This is a genomic window from Rhizobium sp. BK591 (genome assembly GCF_014195045.1).
GTDB classification, from domain to species: Bacteria; Pseudomonadota; Alphaproteobacteria; order Rhizobiales; family Rhizobiaceae; genus Rhizobium; species Rhizobium anhuiense.
This window is the reverse complement of record NZ_JACIAZ010000001.1, coordinates 1,437,602-1,455,145: the sequence shown is the minus strand read 5'-3', so window position 1 is coordinate 1,455,145 and position 17,544 is coordinate 1,437,602. Positions and strand designations below refer to the sequence as shown.

General features: G+C 61.0%; 16 protein-coding genes. 7 read left to right on the top strand and 9 right to left on the bottom strand.

All coding sequences use genetic code 11. The annotated features are described in order from the left end of the window. Nucleotides 1-49 precede the first annotated feature (49 nt). The 6 genes from FHX10_RS07055 (at nt 50) to FHX10_RS07030 (ending at nt 6,748) form a co-directional block, all read left to right on the top strand. Nucleotides 50-766, top strand: coding sequence for a GntR family transcriptional regulator (locus FHX10_RS07055; protein WP_097623439.1), 717 nt, complete (start codon nt 50-52; stop codon nt 764-766). Nucleotides 767-909: 143 nt separating this feature from the next. Beyond that, on the top strand, nt 910-2,145 hold the full coding sequence (locus FHX10_RS07050; RefSeq protein WP_097623430.1) for an ABC transporter substrate-binding protein: 1,236 nt from the start codon (nt 910-912) through the stop codon (nt 2,143-2,145). 70 nt (nt 2,146-2,215) lie between these two features. Beyond that, on the top strand, nt 2,216-3,103 hold the full coding sequence (locus tag FHX10_RS07045) for a carbohydrate ABC transporter permease (RefSeq protein ID WP_063475617.1): 888 nt from the start codon (nt 2,216-2,218) through the stop codon (nt 3,101-3,103). Beyond that, on the top strand, nt 3,100-3,993 hold the full coding sequence (locus tag FHX10_RS07040) for a carbohydrate ABC transporter permease (protein WP_063475618.1): 894 nt from the start codon (nt 3,100-3,102) through the stop codon (nt 3,991-3,993). Before FHX10_RS07045 ends, FHX10_RS07040 begins: the two co-directional genes overlap by 4 nt. A gap of 2 nt (nt 3,994-3,995) precedes the next feature. Continuing rightward, complete coding sequence (locus tag FHX10_RS07035; protein ID WP_063475619.1) at nt 3,996-5,063, top strand: ABC transporter ATP-binding protein; 1,068 nt, start codon at nt 3,996-3,998, stop codon at nt 5,061-5,063. Beyond that, nucleotides 5,063-6,748: a glycoside hydrolase family 3 protein gene (locus FHX10_RS07030; protein WP_097623429.1), complete on the top strand. Its 1,686-nt coding sequence runs from the start codon at nt 5,063-5,065 to the stop codon at nt 6,746-6,748. The genes FHX10_RS07035 and FHX10_RS07030 overlap by 1 nt, the downstream gene beginning before the upstream one ends. A gap of 25 nt (nt 6,749-6,773) precedes the next feature. Here the strand turns inward: FHX10_RS07030 and FHX10_RS07025 are convergent, their stop codons facing one another. Genes FHX10_RS07025 through FHX10_RS07000 form a run of 6 tightly spaced genes read right to left on the bottom strand, consistent with a single transcriptional unit; the run spans nt 6,774 to nt 12,299 of the window. Then, complete coding sequence (locus FHX10_RS07025; RefSeq protein WP_049813423.1) at nt 6,774-7,208, bottom strand: GlcG/HbpS family heme-binding protein; 435 nt, start codon at nt 7,206-7,208, stop codon at nt 6,774-6,776. Nucleotides 7,209-7,238: 30 nt separating this feature from the next. After that, complete coding sequence (locus FHX10_RS07020) at nt 7,239-8,006, bottom strand: ABC transporter permease (protein WP_049813421.1); 768 nt, start codon at nt 8,004-8,006, stop codon at nt 7,239-7,241. Continuing rightward, on the bottom strand, nt 8,003-8,779 hold the full coding sequence (locus FHX10_RS07015) for an ABC transporter permease (protein WP_028756751.1): 777 nt from the start codon (nt 8,777-8,779) through the stop codon (nt 8,003-8,005). Before FHX10_RS07015 ends, FHX10_RS07020 begins: the two co-directional genes overlap by 4 nt. Further along, complete coding sequence (locus tag FHX10_RS07010) at nt 8,776-9,597, bottom strand: ABC transporter ATP-binding protein (protein WP_028756750.1); 822 nt, start codon at nt 9,595-9,597, stop codon at nt 8,776-8,778. The genes FHX10_RS07015 and FHX10_RS07010 overlap by 4 nt, the downstream gene beginning before the upstream one ends. Nucleotide 9,598: 1 nt before the next feature. Next, nucleotides 9,599-11,341: a thiamine pyrophosphate-binding protein gene (locus FHX10_RS07005; RefSeq protein ID WP_063475621.1), complete on the bottom strand. Its 1,743-nt coding sequence runs from the start codon at nt 11,339-11,341 to the stop codon at nt 9,599-9,601. Between the two features lie 31 nt (nt 11,342-11,372). Next, complete coding sequence (locus tag FHX10_RS07000; protein ID WP_143541067.1) at nt 11,373-12,299, bottom strand: ABC transporter substrate-binding protein; 927 nt, start codon at nt 12,297-12,299, stop codon at nt 11,373-11,375. A gap of 131 nt (nt 12,300-12,430) precedes the next feature. Between FHX10_RS07000 and FHX10_RS06995 the strand changes: the two genes are divergently transcribed. Next, a complete protein-coding gene (locus FHX10_RS06995; protein ID WP_063475623.1) occupies nt 12,431-13,357 on the top strand; it encodes a LysR family transcriptional regulator in 927 nt (308 codons plus the stop codon). Nucleotides 13,358-13,480: 123 nt separating this feature from the next. On the opposite strand, the gene FHX10_RS06990 is transcribed toward FHX10_RS06995, so the two are convergent. The 3 genes from FHX10_RS06990 to FHX10_RS06980 form a co-directional block, all read right to left on the bottom strand. After that, the gene (locus tag FHX10_RS06990) at nt 13,481-15,727 is read right to left on the bottom strand and encodes a methyl-accepting chemotaxis protein (protein WP_184389182.1); all 2,247 of its coding nucleotides are present in this window, start codon (nt 15,725-15,727) and stop codon (nt 13,481-13,483) included. A 242-nt stretch (nt 15,728-15,969) separates the two neighbouring features. Further along, nucleotides 15,970-16,968, bottom strand: coding sequence for an AraC family transcriptional regulator (locus FHX10_RS06985; RefSeq protein ID WP_246712998.1), 999 nt, complete (start codon nt 16,966-16,968; stop codon nt 15,970-15,972). Between the two features lie 202 nt (nt 16,969-17,170). After that, nucleotides 17,171-17,533 (bottom strand): antibiotic biosynthesis monooxygenase family protein, encoded by a 363-nt coding sequence (locus FHX10_RS06980; protein ID WP_025554542.1) that lies wholly within the window; start codon nt 17,531-17,533, stop codon nt 17,171-17,173. Nucleotides 17,534-17,544 lie beyond the last annotated feature (11 nt).

The following is a 17,544-nucleotide window of genomic DNA, read 5'->3' as shown; positions in this document are numbered from 1 at the left end:
ATTGCATGTGGTCGTGTATATGAAAACAGATTTGAACAATGGACTCGATATGGACGCAGATGCGCTGAACAGGGGGCCGGAGAGCCCCGCAACACTGGCAACCAGCATTTACGAACGGCTGAAGGCCGACATCCTGTCCGCGCGCTTGGAACCCGGACGCAAGCTGCAACTGCGCTTCCTGATGGAGCAATACGAAGCGGGGCAAACGCCCTTGCGGGAGGCGTTGAACCGCCTAACCACCGAGGATCTGGTCATCGGCAAGGAGCAGCGTGGCTTCTTCGTGAAACCGATCAGCTTGGGGGAATTGGGGGAGCTGACCAAAACCCGCTGCTGGGTGGAAGGTCTGGCTTTGCGGGAGTCGCTCGCAAACAGCACACCGGCATGGGAGGAAGCCCTTCTCGTTGCGCACCACAGGCTGGAGCGCGCACCTCGCTCATTGAACCCGGAGCGGTTCGAGAGCAATCCGGAATGGGAGCGGCTGCATCGCGCCTTCCACGCGCAGCTCATCGGCGGCTGCGGCTCGCGACCGTTGATCGGCTTCTGCGAACAGCTCGCCGACCGGCTTCATCGCTATCGCTCACTGTCCAGCCGCAAGGCGTTTCGCGTGCGCAACGTAGCGCAGGAGCATGCGGATATTCTGAAAGCCGTGCTCGATCGCAATAGCGACGAGGCTGTACGCTTGCTGCAGCAGCACTACGAACAGACCGCCGATTTCATCAGGGCCGACCTCGAAAGCGACCCCCCGGACGCTGCGTCGCCCACCTGACGGTTGAGCTTGAGAAACTATGAACGCTGTCTGAGTGTCGAAAAGATCTATAATTTCTGATTATGGTATTTGCTAAATCCATTATTGGACGAATGATAATGCGCTCCTGAATAATCCGCCGCGGAATTCAGGAGGAGAAGACAGTGATTTTCAAATTGCTTTTTACTGCGACCACTGCAGTCGCGCTTTGCTTCGCAGCCTCTGCGAATGCAGATGAGATCAAGGCTGAGGTAATTCATCAGTGGACCTCCGCCGCCGAGTCGGCCGGCGTCAAGGTTCTGGCCCAGAAGTTCACCGAGCTTGGGGGAAGCTGGGTCGACAATGCCATATCAGGCGGACCGAACGCCCGCGCGACGGCCGTCAACCGGGTGGTCGGCGGCAACCCACCCGCCGCCATGCTGTTCAATACCGGTGCCCAGTTTATCGAACTCCAGGAAAACGAACTGCTTCGTGATCTGACGGAGACCGCCACGGCCGACAACTGGCAGGAAAAAATGCCGCAAGCCCTGCTGAATTCGGGCACGGTCGACGGCAAGATCTGGGCGCTTCCGATCTCCGGCAACGGCGCCAACTGGTTCTGGTTCAACAAGCCGATCCTCGACAAAATAGGCGTGTCGACGCCCAAGACCTGGGACGAGGTATTTGCTGCGCTCGACAAGGCCAAGGCGGCTGGCCTCATTCCTTTCGCGCCCTCCGGGGAGCCGCGCTGGGAGCGGCTGATGTTCAATGCCGTCGTGCTCGGCGTTGCAGGGCGCGAAACCTATGATGCGGTTATCTACAAGAGGGATGCGGCAGCGGTGCGGGGCGACAAGTTCAAGGCCGCCGTCAAAGTGTTCGAAAAGCTCAAGGACTATGCCGATGCCGGCTCGCCGGGGCGCTCCTGGCCGGATTCGACCAACCTCGTCATCTCAGGCAAGGCGCTTATGACCCAGGGCGGCACATGGTTGAACGGAGCCTTTGCTGCTGCCGGGAAATCGGCCGGCAGCGACTATGAATGTGCAATCATCGGCGCCGATCAGGGCATGATCATCTCGGGTGACGTGTTCCTGTTCCCCGAACCCGCGGATGATGCGATGGCCAAGGCGCAGGATCTGCTCCTCAAGACCTTCACGGATATTCCGACACAGACCGCCTTTGCGGTTGCCAACGGTACGATCCCTATCCTGAAGGGCGCCGATACGTCCAAGCTCAACAGCTGTATTGCGCAAGCGTCGCATTATTTCAGCGACGCCAAGCTCGCAACGGCGGGCGACCAGATGATGTTCCCGCCGGCCGTTGTCGGTGCCGTTGAGGATGCGATCACCCGCTTCTGGAGCAAGGGCGGCCTGACTGCCGACCAGTTCATCGAGGCCTATGCGAACGGGCTCTCCGCGAGCTGACGCAACCGCTTCGGGGGGAGCGTATTCCGTCGCCTCCCCCGAACGACTGAGATATTCGGAGTCCCCAGCCGTGTTCGCAACGTCGCCTTCAAACAGTCGCCTTCAAGCGACCCTGACACTTGTTCCCGTCGCATTCGTCGTTTTGTCGGTCTATGTCGGAGGCGTTCTATGGGCGGCGGGCATATCCTTCACCCGGTCCTCCATGCTGCCCAATTACAGGTTTGCCGGTTTCACCCAGTACATAAACCTGTTCTCCAACGCCCGGTGGCATGTCTCGCTTACCAATATGGCCCTGTTCGCTGTGATTTTCATCCCGGTCACGCTGTTCATCGGCTATTCGCTCGCCGCCATGATCAACCGCGGCGTCCGCGGTGAGAACGCGCTGCGGACGATCTACCTCTATCCCTTCGCCATGTCCTTCATCGTCACCGGCTTGGTATGGCGCTGGCTATTCGATCCGAATTACGGCATTGCCGACGTTGCTCGCAAGCTCGGCTTCGAGAATGCCTCCTTCGACTGGATCGTCAATGCGGATACGGCGATCTTTACGATCATCTTCGCAGCCGTCTGGCACTCGTCCGGCCTGGTCATGGTCGTTCTCCTCGCCGGGCTACGCGGCGTCGACGACGATCTGTGGAAGGCGATCCGCATCGAGGGCATCCCCGCCTGGAAGGCGCATCTCTATATCATCGTCCCGAGTATCGGCGCGAGCATCACGACTGCGCTGGTCCTGATGTGTCTGACGGTCGTGCGCCTCTTCGACGTCGTGGTTGCCATGACCGGCGGCGGACCGGGCATTGCAACCGATGTGCCGGCCAAGTTCATCATCGATCACATGTTCGAACGCCAGCAGGTGGGCCTTGCATCCGCCGCGGCCACCACGCTGCTGCTTCTCGTCCTGCTGGTCTCCGTGCCGCTTCTCTATCTCAAGAACCGTCGCAAGGGAGCTGTCGAATGACCACTGAAAACGGCCGCGCTCCCGTACACCGCAATGCCTATGCCGCCCCGCTGTCGCGCGCATTGACCTACGTTTTGCTGATCGCAATCGCGATCGTGGTGCTGATCCCGCTCTACGTGATGATCGTGACGGCCTTCAAGTCGATGGAGGAGATCCGGACGGGCACGCTGCTGTCCCTGCCCCATGCGCTGACCTTCGAATATTGGTCCAAGGCCTGGAATTCTGCCTGTACGGGACTGCGTTGCGAGGGTCTCAAAGTCGGCTTCGTGAATTCCGTGCTGATCACCATTCCGAGCGTCGCCCTTGCCATCGCAGCCGGCGCGGTCACCGGTTATGCGCTGAGCTTCTGGCGGGTGCGCTTTGCCAACGTGCTTTTCACCGTGCTGCTGATCGGCGGCTTCTTTCCCTATCAGGTGCTGATCTATCCGCTCGTGCACATCACTTCCACCATCGGCCTGTTCAATTCACTGGCCGGCGTGATCGCGGTGCATGTCGTATTCGCTCTGCCCGTCGTGACGCTGCTGTTCCGCAATTATTTCGCAACGATCCCGATCGATCTCTTTAAGGCCGCTCGTGTCGACGGTGCCGGCTACTGGCGCTTCTTCTTCTCCATCCTGTTGCCGATGTCGGTTCCGATGATCGCCGTCGCCGGCATCCTGCAGGTCACCTTCATCTGGAACGACTACATCGTCGGCCTCGTCTTCGGCGGCATCAACTATGCGCCGATGACCGTCCAGCTCAACAATATCGTGCACTCCACCTATGGCGAGCGGGAATACAATGTGGAGATGGCGGCAACGCTGCTCACCTCGATCATCCCGCTTCTCGTTTACTTCACCTCGGGCCGTTGGTTTGTCCGCGGCGTGGCCTCCGGTGCCGTGAAAGGCTAATCATGACAGGCGTTCAACTGCGAAATCTCGGCATCCGCTACGGGCAGGTCGAGGTCCTCAAAGGCATAGATCTCGACATTCCGCCGTCGGAATTCATCGTCCTGCTCGGGCCTTCCGGCTGCGGCAAGTCCACGCTTCTGAATGCGATCGCCGGGCTCCAGGACGTTGCCGAAGGGCAGATCCTGATCGGCAGTCACGACATGACCAATGTCGAGCCGAAGAACCGCGGGATCGCGATGGTTTTCCAGTCTTACGCGCTCTATCCTCGGATGAGCGTGCGGGGAAATCTGAGTTTCGGCCTGAAAGTCGCCGGGACCGCCAAGCCGGAAATCGAAAAGCGCGTCGCCAATGCGGCAAGGATGCTGCAGATCGAACCCTTGCTGGACCGCAAACCGTCGGAACTTTCCGGCGGCCAGCGGCAGCGCGTGGCGATCGGCCGCGCCGTCGTGCGCGACGCGGGCGTGTTTCTCTTCGACGAACCGCTCTCCAACCTCGACGCCCAATTGCGCTCAGACCTACGCGTCGAGATCAAGCGTCTTCATCAGCGGCTCAAGTCGACGATGATCTATGTGACCCACGACCAGATCGAGGCGATGACGCTTGCCGACCGCATCGTCGTCATGAAGGACCGGATCATCCAGCAGCAGGGCACGCCAGACGAGATCTACAACAAGCCGGCGAACACCTTCGTCGCCCGTTTCGTCGGCTCGCCCGCCATGAATTTCCTCGACGCCGCCGTTGAAGGCGGCGATGTGATCATCGACGGCAAGGCGGTGCGCATCACGTCCGCGCTGCAAGCGCCGCTGGCCAACGGCCGAAAGGTGATCGTCGGCATCCGCCCCGAAGACGTCGTGCTCCATGCAGAAGAGGCCGCATCGGGCGTGGCGGTCGAGGTCGACGTCGTCGAGCCGATGGGAGCCGAAAAGCTCGTCTGGTGCAAACGCGGCAGCATTGGCATCTGCGCCAAGACATCAGCCTCCGTCAGCATAAAACCCGGCGACAAGGCGTGGCTCGGCCTGTCCGAGGATCGCCTTCACATATTTGACGCAGACAGCGGAAAGCGGGTTTGATGACCGAGACCATCCTTGAAAAGCTTGCAGGACATCCCTTCCATCTCGATGACACGGCTCTTGCGTGGGTGAGATCCACTTTCGACAGCCTGTCGCTGGACCAAAAGCTCGGGCAGATCATGCTGCCTCTTTGCCGCGACCTCTCGCCGGAAAATCTCTCGGCCCCGCTGCAGCGCCATGTCGGCGGCATTCATCGCATGCCCTCCCGTTCCGAGCAGGAATTGCGCGACAGCGCGCAATTCCTTCAGTCGCAGACGGCGATACCGCTCCTGATGAGCTGCGACATCGAGTTCTCGGAGAAGAGCAGCGTTGCGGCCGGAACGCCCTACCTCAACCAGATGGCCATCGCTGCGACGGGAGACGCCGAGCATGCGCGGCGCATGGGTGTCGTTGCGGCGCGCGAGGGCGGTTTTCTCGGCTTCAATATCTCCTGGACGCCGGTTGCCGATCTTGCGGTCAATTTCCGTTCGAACGTGGTCAACACCCGGTCATTCGGCGCGGATGTCTCGACAGTCATGGCAATGACGACGGCCTATCAGCAAGGCGCCCGCTCGGCGGGTTTCGCAAGCTCGATCAAGCATTGGCCGGGTGACGGCATCGACGACAGGGACCAGCATTTCGCCACCACCCACAATACGATGCCGATGGAAGAGTGGCGCCGGACGTTTGGCAAAATCTATGCCGACGCCTTTGCGAAGGGGGTGCAGGTCGTCATGGCAGGCCACATCACCCTTCCCGCCTACACGGCCGAGCTGGGATCGTCGGCCCTGAGCCCCGCCCATATGCCTGCGTCGCTCAACTTCGACCTCACCACCACCCTTCTCAGAGAAGAGCTGGGTTTCAATGGCCTGGTCGTTTCCGATGCCTCCGGCATGGTCGGCTTCAATGCGCGCGGCGCGCGGCGGGAACTCGTGCCGCTCTGCATCGCCTCGGGCTGCGATATCCTGCTGTTCCCGGCTGATCTCGACAAGGATCTCGGCTATATCAGGGAAGGCCTTCAGAACGGTCTTCTCAAGCAGGAGCGTGTCGATGAAGCGGTCTTGCGTGTGCTTGCGCTCAAAGCATCGATGAAGCTCCACGAGACCGGCGGCCATCCCCCGGAGGCGGAAGATCGCCCGCGGCTGCTCGGCGGCGCCGAGCATGCCGCATGGTCGAAATCGGCCGCGGAGGCCGGGATCACGCTGGTCAAGGACCAGCAGGCTCTGCTGCCGCTTGATCCGAGCCGGCACAAACGTATCCTGCTGGCGCAACTGGAAAGCCGGATGAGCCCTTCCGGCCCACTGCCGCAACTGCGCGTGGCCGATATGCTGCGCGAACGGGGTTTTGACGTCACGCTCTATCGCCGGGGCGATGCTATCGATCCGGCCGCCCACGATATCGGCATGTATCTGATGGCCGAGGAAGGTGTGTCCGCCAAGGAAAACCTGGGGCCGCGCTGGGAGGACCTGCACGGCTTGTTCCCGCTTTCGATGCAAAGACTGTGGGACTATCTTCCCACAGTCTACATCTCGCTCGGCACGCCGTTCCTGCTGTATCACATGCCGGAATGCAGAACCTTCGTGAACGGCTATGCCGCCGTGCCGCCGGTGCAGCAGGCGCTGGTGAAGGCTCTAATCGGTGAAATTCCGTTCGCAGGACAAAGCCCCGTCGATGCAGCTTGCGGTCTGCAGGAGGCTTCCCTTTAAATGAACAGGCGAATTCTTCCAGAAATCAATCTGCAAGTTTTGCGATAGGCCGGAACCCGGCCTTCTCGATGCCGGCAATGGCGCAAAGCTCGTCATTGTCTCCGAGATCGCCGGAAATTCCGACCGCGCCGATGATGTGCCCTTGTCCATTGGCGATCAAGACACCGCCCGGAGAAGGCACCATGCGCCCACCACTGACGGCCGATAGAACCGTGACGAATGTTGGGTTCTTGCCGGCGCGTTCCGTCAATTCGCGCGACCCGAATCCCATGCCGAGCGAGCCCCAGGCTTTTCCGAAGGCGATGTCGAAACGAACGATGCCGGCCCCGTCCTCGCGTTTATACGCGACCAGATGGCCACCGGCGTCGAGGACGGCGACAGCCAGAGGCGCGAGACCACGGGTCCGTCCTTCCGCAAGGGCGGTGTCGATGATGGTTGAGGCATCGGAAAGTTTGAACATGACAAGATCCATCTATTCAAAAGACAAAAATCAGCGGCTGGCGGCCTGCCAGCGCAGGAGGCGTTTTTCCGCAACCGATAGCAACCGGCTTCCGGCGAGGCCAATTGCCCCCAGAATGACGATGCCGGCGAAAAGATCGGGGGAACGGAAACTTCGGCTGGCCGCCAGAATGCTCTGGCCGAGCCCTTCGCGGCTTGCAAGCATTTCGCCGACGACGGCCAGAATGAGTGAGATGGTCAGGCCGAGCCGCAGGCTGGCGAGGATCATCGGCATGGCGCTCGGCAGTGCCAACTTCCAGATCACCTCTGAACGACTGAGGCCAAGCACCTGACTGACCTCATAGAGCCGCGGCTCCATGGCGGCGAAGCCGTGCATCGTGGCGAGCAGCATCGGCCAGAGAGCACCGAAGGCGATGACGACGAGGACCATGTGATCGGAGAAACCGAGAAAGGCGATTGCGATCGGAATCATGGCCGAAGCGGGAAGCGGCCGAAGCAGTTCGAGCGTCGGAGCGATGAATGCGCGAGCCTGTTTCGACACGCCGATAAGCGCGCCGAGAAAGACGCCGACGAACGAAGCAAGCAGCCAGCCGAGCAGCATGCGCTGGATCGTCTCCAGCGTCTGCGTGAGAAGGGCGCCGCCGAAGAGCCCCTTCACCAGCGCGGCATAGGTTCGCTCCGGGCCGGGGAAGAAGATCGGCGAGACAATTTTGGCATCGGTCACCAGCTTCCACGCAAGAACGAAGAGTACCAGCGCCCCAGTGCCGAGCAAAAGCCGTCGCAGGGAAAAATGCCTCATCGCCCCTCTCCCTTGACGAAGGCCGGAAAGAAGGCCCGTTGCGCCGCGTTGAGAAGCAGGCTGATGAGCCAGCCGATCGCGCCGATCCAGATCAGATAGGCAAACATTTCAGCCGGCCTCAGGGCCTGCTGCGCCATCATGATACCATAGCCGAGGCCGAGCGGATTGGCCGTGATCTCCACCGTCACTGCGACCACAAGCGCATAGCCGGCGGCAAGTTTCAGCGACATGAAGAGCTGTGGCAGGATGGCCGGCAGAACGATCTTGCCGAGACGGGCGGCAAAGCCGAGTTGAAGTACGCTGGATACCTCTATCAGGCGCGGCTCCACCTCCTTGACGGCGGCGCGTGCCAGCACGACCGAGGGCCACAGCATGCCGAGCGCGATGATGACGATCTCCATTTCCGCCCCGAAGCCGAGCAACATCATCACGACCGGGATAAGCGCCACCACGGGGATCGGCCGCAGCAGCTCGATCGTCAGATCGAGTGCATCGTCTGCAATGCGGGAAAGGCCGAGCACGATGCCGAGAAGCGATCCTGCCCCGACACCGAGAAGGCACCCGGCGGCAGCCGCTTTCAGCGTATCCGCCGTCGCCCGCAGCAGCGAACCGTCTGCGACGACGGAGAAGAAGGCCTTGGCAATATCGAACGGGCTCGCCAGGCTGTCGCTTTCCAGCGCAGTCGCGGTCGCGGCAAGCTGCGCCAGGCCGATGAGGGCGACCGGCAGCAGAGCCGCGCGCCAGCCAGTGCTCAGCAGGCGCTGCGCGGTCATTGGTGATCATCCTTGATGAGATCGTAGAGTTCACGGCGCAGACGCAGAAATTCCGGATCCTCACGGGTCAGAAGCTGGTCGCGTGGCCGCGACAGCGACACGTCGACGATCCGCCCGACGCGGCCGGGATTCGGCTGCAGGCAGACGATCCGGTCGCCAAGATAGATCGCTTCCTCGAGATCATGCGTGACGAAAACCATGGTGGCCCCGGTTGCGGCAACCAGTCCGAGAACCTCGTCCTGAAGCGCCTGCCGCGTCATGGCATCAAGGGCGCCGAAGGGCTCGTCCATCAGGAGCACCTTCGGCTCCTGCGCCAGACAGCGGGCGATCTGCAGGCGCTGCTGCATGCCCCCGGACATTTCACCCGGATATTTGTCGGCGTGAGCGCCAAGGCCGATCTTCTCGAGGAGATCTCGGATGATCCCAGGCCGGTCGGCGGGGCGGCAGCCGCGTGCTTCCAGCGCCAGCGATACGTTGCCTGCTGCCGTCCGCCAGGGCAGCAGAGCCTTTCCGTAGTCCTGAAAGACGATCGCCACGGAGCGGTTCGGTCCGCCAAGCCCCGCGCCATCGAGTTCGACGCTGCCGGAGGTCGGTTTTGCCAGACCGGCCAGCATGCGCAGCAGCGTGGTCTTGCCGCAGCCGGATGGGCCGATGACGCAGACGGTCTCACCGGCCGCGACATCGAGGCTGATGCCGCCGATGATCTGGAGCGGGCCATAGGAGAGCGTCACGTCGCGGATGCGAATCCGCGTCTCGCCGGAGGCCGGCGCATTGCTTTCACCATAGGGTCGGCGGGTGGAAAATTGCGTCACAACCACATCAAACTCCCTTCACAAGAGCGGCATGCGGGCCGCCTGCCCCCTGCGGGAATCCATAGGCATTCATCTTCGCGAAGTAAGGCATGCTGGGATGCGCCTCGAAACGGACGTGGCAATCTATCACCGCCGGGAGGCCGGAGGCGATAGCCCGCTCGAGAGCCGGCCCGATCTCTTCCACCGTTGTCACCCGCTCTCCATGGCAACCGAAACCGCGTGCGACGTCGGCATAGTCCACACCGTCAAGATCCGTACCGAACGAGAAGTCGTAGGTCTTTCTCTGGCCCATCTTGATGACGCCCCAGGAGGCATTGTTGTGGATGATGTTGATGATCGGCAGACCGTAGCGCCGGGCGGTGTCGAGCTCGGAAAGCGTGAAGCCGAAGGCGCCGTCGCCGCAGATGTTGAAGACCGGCCTGTCTGGATGAAGTAGCTTGAGCGCCACCGCATAGGGCGTGCCGAAGCCGAGCTGGCACATGCCGGGCTCGTGGAAACGGGTGCGTTCGATGGTTGCCGGGGTGAGATCATTGCTCCAGAAGGAGGTGTGGCCACCGTCGTAGGCGATCAGCGCATCGGCGGGCAGAAGCTTGCCGAGCGCGGTGCCGAGACGGGCGGGATGCATGACCGGGCCATTGTCCTCGTTCATGCGTTCGAGCTTGCCGCGATAGCTGGCGTAGATATCGCGCATGCGCGCCAGCCACCGCGACCGATCCGGTATCTGCCGGCTCCTCAGGGCATCAAGCAGATCGGCAAGCGCGCTGGCGGCATCCGCCCATATGCCGAGGGCATGGCGGGCATTCGCGCCAAGGCTCATCGGATCGATGTTGATGTTGATGAGGTCGGCACCGCCGCCTGCAAGGGCACCGGTTTCGTTCCAGAGCCAGGAGGAAAACCGGCATCCGACAGCTAGTATGACATCAGCTCCGGCAAGGGCCGAAGAAACCGCGTCGCCGCCAATGATGCCGCCATGGCCGATGAAGAACGGCGAATCCGAAGGAACCGTGCCGATGCCCATCTGCGTGGCGAGCGCCGGGGCCTTCAGAACCTCCAGAAGATTGCGGAACAGCGCGCCCCCTTCCGCGGACACGACGCCGCCGCCGGCAACCAGCACCGGGCGCTCCGCCTGCGCCAGCATGTCGGCGGCGCGGGCGATCTGGGCAGCGGAGGCTCTCGGGCCTTCGACGGTGCGATAGGCCGATGGCGGCAGCGAAAGCGCCGCGTCGTCGAAATCGAACTTGGTCGTAAATACGTCCTGCGGCACATCGAGATGAACCGGGCCGCGCCGCCCGGTCAGCGCTTGGCGGAAGGCGTCGCGGACGAGATCGGGCAGCCGTCGCCCGTCATGCACAACCGCGCTCCATTTGGTCAGCGGCTTCAGGAGCGCATGCGTGTCGAGATCCATGAACATGCCGCGGTGGGGATAGGCGCACGCATGGTGATTGTTTGAGGTGACGAGCACGAGTGGCAAGTTGTTGTTGAAGGCGGTGCCGAGGCCGCCGACCAGATTGGACGAGCCCGGTCCCATTTCACCGAGCGCCACGCAGATCCGTCCGCTCGCTGCGGCAATCGCCGCCCCCATCAGGGGGCCAGATGCCTCATGGCGCACACCGAGATAACGGATCGACGGTTCGCGCGAAATTGCATGCAACAGCGGGTTCAGCTTGCCGCCGGCGACGCCGAAGACAAAGGGAACCGCTTCCCGAACAAGCAAAAGGGTTAGCGCTTCCGCGCCGGTCATCTGGGCCATGATGTCACCTGTGGATATTGACGAAGGGGGCTCAGGGAGCGATCAGGCCAGCGGTATCGATCTCGCCGGTCAGCATGCCGCCTTCCCGCATCGCCTTGTCGAAATAGTCGAGCGCGGCCGTGGTCGGCACGGTCTTGCATTCCGGCAGTTCGATCTTGTTCAGAACCTCAATGGGCAGCTTGGTGTATTTCGAGACGATCTCGCGGGTTCTGGTCTGATTGGCGGCCACCAGGTCTGTCGCCTGAGCGAAGGCGGCGCGGAACGACTTGATGGTCTCGGCATTGTCCTTGGCCCAATCGCGGGTCGCCACGAAGGTCGTATAAGGCAGGCTTTCGGGAAGGTCCGCCATGAAATTGAACGCCACCTTGCCATTCGACTGGCTGACGGCGCGACCGAGTGAAGGCTGTCCGGCGATGATTGCATCGATGGTGCCGCCCTTGAGGACGTCAGCGGTGTTCGGGATCGGCACCTCGATGAAGGTGATGTTCTTCTCCGACACGTTCTTCTGCTTGAGCCATTGGCGGAACAGGATATCCAGGGTGCCGCCGATGCTTGGCGTACCGATCTTCTTGCCCACCAGGTCCTCCGGCTTGGCGATCTCGACACCCTCGCGTACCGCAAGACCGACATTCCTGGCCGTGCGCGCTGCGGTCACGCCGCAATTGGCAACGACCACGAGGTCGATCCCGCTGTCGACCGCCTGCAACAGCACGGTGGGCGAAACGGCGACGATCTGGTGCGAGCCGGCGACCAGCGATGCCACCAGCGTCTGGTTGGAGCCGGTCGGCAGGAACTCGACGTTGAGGCCATTCTTTTCAAACAGGCCCTCATCCTTGGCCACGAAGGCGGCTTCCACTTCGGCAATGGGAGGCGTGCCGATGGCGATCCGGGTTTCGGCCCAGGACTGGGTCCCGCCGGCGATGACGACAGTTGCGGTCAGAATTGCGCGCTTGAACATAAAGATCTCCTCGAACACGGGCTCCTCAACCCATTGCGACTATTCCAAGCGCGGCGCCTTTCATCAATAGACAGAACGGCAGTTCAGCTATAACCTTAAATGCATATCGCGGCACGAACGGAGGCGAGGCTGTGAACCTTCGAAAATGGGAATATTTTCTGAAGGCCGCCGAGTTCGGCAATCTGTCGCGCGTGGCCGAAAAGCTCGACATCTCGCAGCCGGCGCTCAGCCGGCAGATCACAGCCTTGGAACAGGAGATCGGCGCGCCACTGTTTCATCGCACGGGTCGAGGCTTGACACTGACGCCGGCCGGCGAAGTGTTCCGGACGCGCGCGGAAGCGGTTCTGGAAGAGATCGCCAGGATTCCGGAGGAAGTCATGCACGCCGCCAACACGCCATCAGGCCGGCTTGCCTTCGGCGCGCCGCCCTTCATGGGACGCGTATTGACCGGCGAACTTGTGGCAAGCTTCGTGGAGACCTACCCGCATGTGCGCCTTCGCGTCCGCGGTGCACATTCGGTCCAGCTTCGCGAGGCGATCTTTTTCCGGGACATCGACATCGGCATTCTGGCTGCACCGTTGACGGAGCCCGATCTGCACACCGTGCCATTGCTTCAGGAGCAGCTTTACCTGGTCGGGCCTGTCGACAGCGGTCTGTCGCCCGATCGGCCGGTCAGCCTCGATGCGGTGGCGGACCGACCGCTGATCCTGACGCCGCGTCCCGACGGCCTGAGAACACTGGTCGAAGCAGAATTCGCCCGTATCGGCCGCCGGGCAAAAGTTGCCGTAGAAACCGAATATGCGCCTATGGACGACCTCATTCGGCGCAAGGTCGGCTTTGCCATCATGCCCTATTGCGGGATGGTCAACTCACCGCTGACCCAGTTCGCCTGGTCGCCGATCGACAACCTCAACGTCACTTGGCTGATCGCCTCGCTTCAAAATACGGAGCGCACGCTTGCAGCGATACGCTTCACTGAAATGCTGCACAAATCAACCGAGGAAAACGTCAGGACGGGCAAGTGGCAGGCACGTTATCTTGGCAAGCAAGGCGCGTGAGGATGGATCAGACAAATCCTGAACCCAAGCAGTTCCGCGCGGTGAAACAGCGTCGAGGAAACGGCCGGGAACGACCCTGCCGTTGTCTTCATGGTTGATATATTCGATGGCAGTTTGCCGGAGTCAGAACTCTTGCCAATCTTCATTTGAGGATGCGAGTGCTAGATTGCCACGGCTCGTTTGAGGCAAGGGGCGTCGAACGCTTCTGAGTTCTGTGGCAGCTCTTTGTATGCGAATGTCCTTCCGCCCGGTCTCGAAGCGGAAATGCTTCAACAGCGTCGCCAAACTCCGGCTCTCCTGTGCAAGACTCGCACCGGCTGCACTCATCTCCGCGACCATGCTGACATTTTGCTGCGTTGTCTGATCCATGTGATTGACGGCTGTATTGATCTCGTGAAGTCCGGAGGACTGTTCTTGGGACGCTATCGCTATCGCGTCCATGTGAACGTTGACATCAAGCACGAGCTCCTCGATCGTCCTCAGCCCCGAACCGGTTTCACTGACGAGTTTTACCCCCTCCCCGACAGCCGAAGCCGAAGTGTCGATGAGCTTCTTGATTTCCTTCGCCGCGTTGGCAGAGCGTTGAGCGAGTTCACGGACTTCCTGGGCGACGACCGCAAAACCCTTCCCGGCTTCGCCCGCTCGCGCCGCCTCGACACCTGCATTGAGCGCCAAGAGGTTGGTTTGGAAGGCAATCTCGTCGATGACCCCGATGATCTGGCTGATCTGTTGGGAAGAGCCCTGGATACGGTTCATGGCGCCGATCGCGTCACGCACCACACGACCGGATATCTCGGCATGATCTCGCATGCGTTGAACGGCGCCGCGGGCTTCCGAAGTCCTTTTGGTGGTGGACATCACATTGGCGGTGATTTCCTCCAACGCTGCCGCAGTCTCTTCAAGCGAGGCGGCCTGCTGCTCCGTGCGTTTCGAGAGATCTTCGGAGGCGGCGGACACGTCGGCGCTGCCGCTGGTCACGCTTTCAACAGAGCGCCCGACCGTCTGGAGCGCGTCCCGCAGTTGCCGTATAGAGGCGTTGAAATCCTCGCGCAGGCTTTCGAATTGCGGAGCGAACGGCTCCTCTAGCTCACAGACCAGGTCGCCATGCGCCAATCGCTTCAAACCTGTCGCGAGCGCCGTGGTCGCCCGCGTAAGCCGGTCTTCCGCCTCGCGCTCGGCGCTTTCCTGGATGTCGAGTTTTTCTTTTTCCGAGCGATCCCGCTCGGATTCTGCCGACGCTTCGAGGTTCTTCTTCTGAATCGCTGCCTCACGGAAGAATTCCAGGCTTCGCGCCATCTCACCGATTTCATCGCGTCGGCTCGTCAACGGCACTTCCGTTGCGGTATCGCCCTCCGCCAGTCCCGTCATGCGTCCGGTCAGCGACCGAATGTAGCGGGAAATCCTGCGAATGACCGTTACGCAGAGCAAAAGGACAATCGTCATGATCGCGAGTGTCAAGCCGGAATAGCCCAGGAAGGATTTCCGAAGTTCGGAGTAGCGTTTGGCGGCCGTCTGGTCGAGCCGTGCGCTGGCGCGTGTGACAAGCTGGCCCAGCAGTTCGGCTCTCCGCCCAGTTGCGGCATTCCAGCGATCAGCTGTATCGACGGGAAAGGAGACGTTTGGCAGGTTCGCGTAAACCTGATCGCGCACGCTCGCTATGAACCTGCCCTCGGCGCCAGCCTCGAAATCGTCGTAGGGTTTTACCAGGTCCGCTGGCAGAAACTCATGCATCGGCGCGAAATAAAGCTGTCGCAGGCTCTTGGAATACAGAAGCGACGAAAAGAGATCGACCGCCATTGTCGAATTCTTGATATAAGCCCTGCCCGGCCTGATTTCCATGAACCCCGCCTCCCTGAATTGCATTAGGGCGTGGAAGCCGTTGATGAAACGCGCCAGTTCGAGATCGTCGATCGTCGCGCCGGTGCGGCGGATCAGATCCAGACCGGCGGCCGCAGCGGGACGCAGGGCAACACCTCCTTCAGTCTCGCCGGCGGTTCCGGCATCGACACGGCTGCGGAAATTCGCAAGATTGTCGCGCTTCTCGCCAATGATCTGTACGGCATGCTCGATCGCGGGATCGGCAAGACCGGACGCTTTCCAGGCGTCGTAGGCAGACTGAACTTCCGCAAGAGCAGCATCCGATGCGGCCCGGCGCGCCTGACGGTCGTCAGCAGAAGAAAACGCTTCTGCCGGGATGACCTGTGCCAGAACGCCGCCAGCCCTTCCAAGGCGTTGCGTGACGTCCGCCTGCTCGAAAGAAGAATACCCATGGTAGTATTCCAATGCGGTCGACGCACCCATAAGCGCGAAGGCCAGCAGTGGAAATATAGTCAATAACATAAGTAGCAACGTTAGCGGCAATCTCGACATTCCAACCTCATCAGCTCAAATACGCTGCTTGCCGACACAAGATGGATTTCACCGCGGCGAAATTGGTCTGCGGATATCGGCAAAGCATGCACTTCCGAGCGATAAGTGAATGGCGCGCGCTTACCAGAAACTTAAACCGCGAGAGGCCGTACGATTCCGTCTCGGATATCGGACCTTTCCCGCGATATGTGGCTCACGCCGGCATCCTCGATACCCCCGGCGCTGGCGAGGGACGCGGCTATTCAGTCGGCCGAACTCGACCCCGAGCTCCGCAATGTTTCTGACGGAAGCACGCCGTAGCGCTTTCTGTAGTCGGCGGAAAATCGACCGCGGTGGACGAAACCCCACTTGAGCGCGACTTGCTTGACCGACAGGTCCGATCCACCTGTCATCAATTCGCGATGAGCCGCCTCCAGCCGCAGGCGCTGGAGAAAGGCAAAGGGAGTCGTATCACGAAAGTCGCGAAATCCCTGCTGCAACGTCCGCGGGCTGACGCCGCTTGCGGCTGCGATGTCGTTCACGGTTATCGGCTCCGAGATATGCGCGCGCATATAGTCGATCGCCCGCTTGACGCTCCTCGGCAGGGGCGGCTCGCCAGTGCGGTAGAGCAGGTCGCTCGAATAGCGATGCCGAGCGGCTTCCATCAAGAGTTCGATCGTTGTCTCGGTGAGGTTGCTCAGCGCTATCGGCGATTGAACCAGGCTTCCATCTGCCAAACCGGTGTACATAAGGGCCGACAGCCGCATCAACAGGGATCCTGAGGCCGTCGACAAGTCGATGTCCGGCGCGAAATCGAGATGGCCGCGTATTGACATGTTGAGGCGCAGCGCCAGGCGCCGTATCAGTTCGTCGCGAGGGATCCTGAGGCCGAGGTGTTTTCTTGATCCGATGAAACGCGTTGCGCTTGCGGCCAAACTGTTCACGAAGACGCCACGAGTTCCCTCCGATAACATCTCTTGACCGTTCATGGTAACGACGGAGCGTCCGGAGAGAGGAAGGATAATCACATCGGTCTCCGTCGGACTCCGATGCCGGACCGTCAGATCACCTTCATAAACGCCGGCGATGAGAGAGATTGGTCCGGCCGTGATGGAATGGATATTGTAAGAGACGGCTTCTCTGCTCTCCAGAACGGCTTCGGTTCGCAGGCAGAGGCTGGAAAGAGCGGCCGCAAGCTCATCAATGTTAGAGCCTTTGAGCGACAATTGACGGATTGGGATCGTTGCATGCCGGCGGTTCAATTTCAGCCCCACATTTCGAGAAACGGAACGTCTTAATCCGAGCGGCGCCCTTCATTCAGCCCCCATCAGCGTGATGTACACGCGAGATAGCGCATACGATGGCCCAACGATACGACCCGCGTCGGCGACCAAAACATCCATCCGCCGGCAATATCGATGTGTGGGCTCACCCAACAGCGTGAGCCCACACGGGTGCAGCCGCTCAGCGGATAACGAGGTCGTAACGCGTCATCGTCATCGTTGAGGCGTCGATCATGCTCATGAACTCTGATGCTGCCGGTGCATCGGCAAAACTGTCCATCGAAGCCTGCGCGGCGGCAGCCGATTTCCAATGCACGATAACAAGCCATTGGCGGCCGTTTATGGCAGTCTCACGCGAAACGAAACCGGGCTGCTTGCTGACGTGCTGATCTTCGAGGGCCTTGTCGACCTTTGCGAAGGCTTCGGCTGATACGCCATCCTTCAAGTTCATCGTCACGATTTCGACGACATGCTTCTCTTGGCCCATCGCTGTACCGGACATGGAAACGAGAAACGCCAGAATGACTGACAGGACGAATTTCATTTCGCGCCTTC

Bases quoted from the DNA above. Each gene is read 5' to 3' on its own strand.
- FHX10_RS06980 (WP_025554542.1), bottom strand. From the start codon at position 17,533: ATGAAATTCGTCCTGTCAGTCATTCTGGCGTTTCTCGTTTCCATGTCC.
- FHX10_RS07025 (WP_049813423.1), bottom strand. From the start codon at position 7,208: ATGTTCAAACTTTCCGATGCCTCAACCATCATCGACACCGCCCTTGCG.
- FHX10_RS07020 (WP_049813421.1), bottom strand. From the start codon at position 8,006: ATGAGGCATTTTTCCCTGCGACGGCTTTTGCTCGGCACTGGGGCGCTG.
- FHX10_RS06990 (WP_184389182.1), bottom strand. From the start codon at position 15,727: ATGTCGAGATTGCCGCTAACGTTGCTACTTATGTTATTGACTATATTT.
- FHX10_RS07035 (WP_063475619.1), top strand. From the start codon at position 3,996: ATGACAGGCGTTCAACTGCGAAATCTCGGCATCCGCTACGGGCAGGTC.
- FHX10_RS07030 (WP_097623429.1), top strand. From the start codon at position 5,063: ATGACCGAGACCATCCTTGAAAAGCTTGCAGGACATCCCTTCCATCTC.
- FHX10_RS07040 (WP_063475618.1), top strand. From the start codon at position 3,100: ATGACCACTGAAAACGGCCGCGCTCCCGTACACCGCAATGCCTATGCC.
- FHX10_RS07015 (WP_028756751.1), bottom strand. From the start codon at position 8,779: ATGACCGCGCAGCGCCTGCTGAGCACTGGCTGGCGCGCGGCTCTGCTG.
- FHX10_RS07055 (WP_097623439.1), top strand. From the start codon at position 50: ATGGACGCAGATGCGCTGAACAGGGGGCCGGAGAGCCCCGCAACACTG.
- FHX10_RS07000 (WP_143541067.1), bottom strand. From the start codon at position 12,299: ATGTTCAAGCGCGCAATTCTGACCGCAACTGTCGTCATCGCCGGCGGG.
- FHX10_RS07005 (WP_063475621.1), bottom strand. From the start codon at position 11,341: ATGGCCCAGATGACCGGCGCGGAAGCGCTAACCCTTTTGCTTGTTCGG.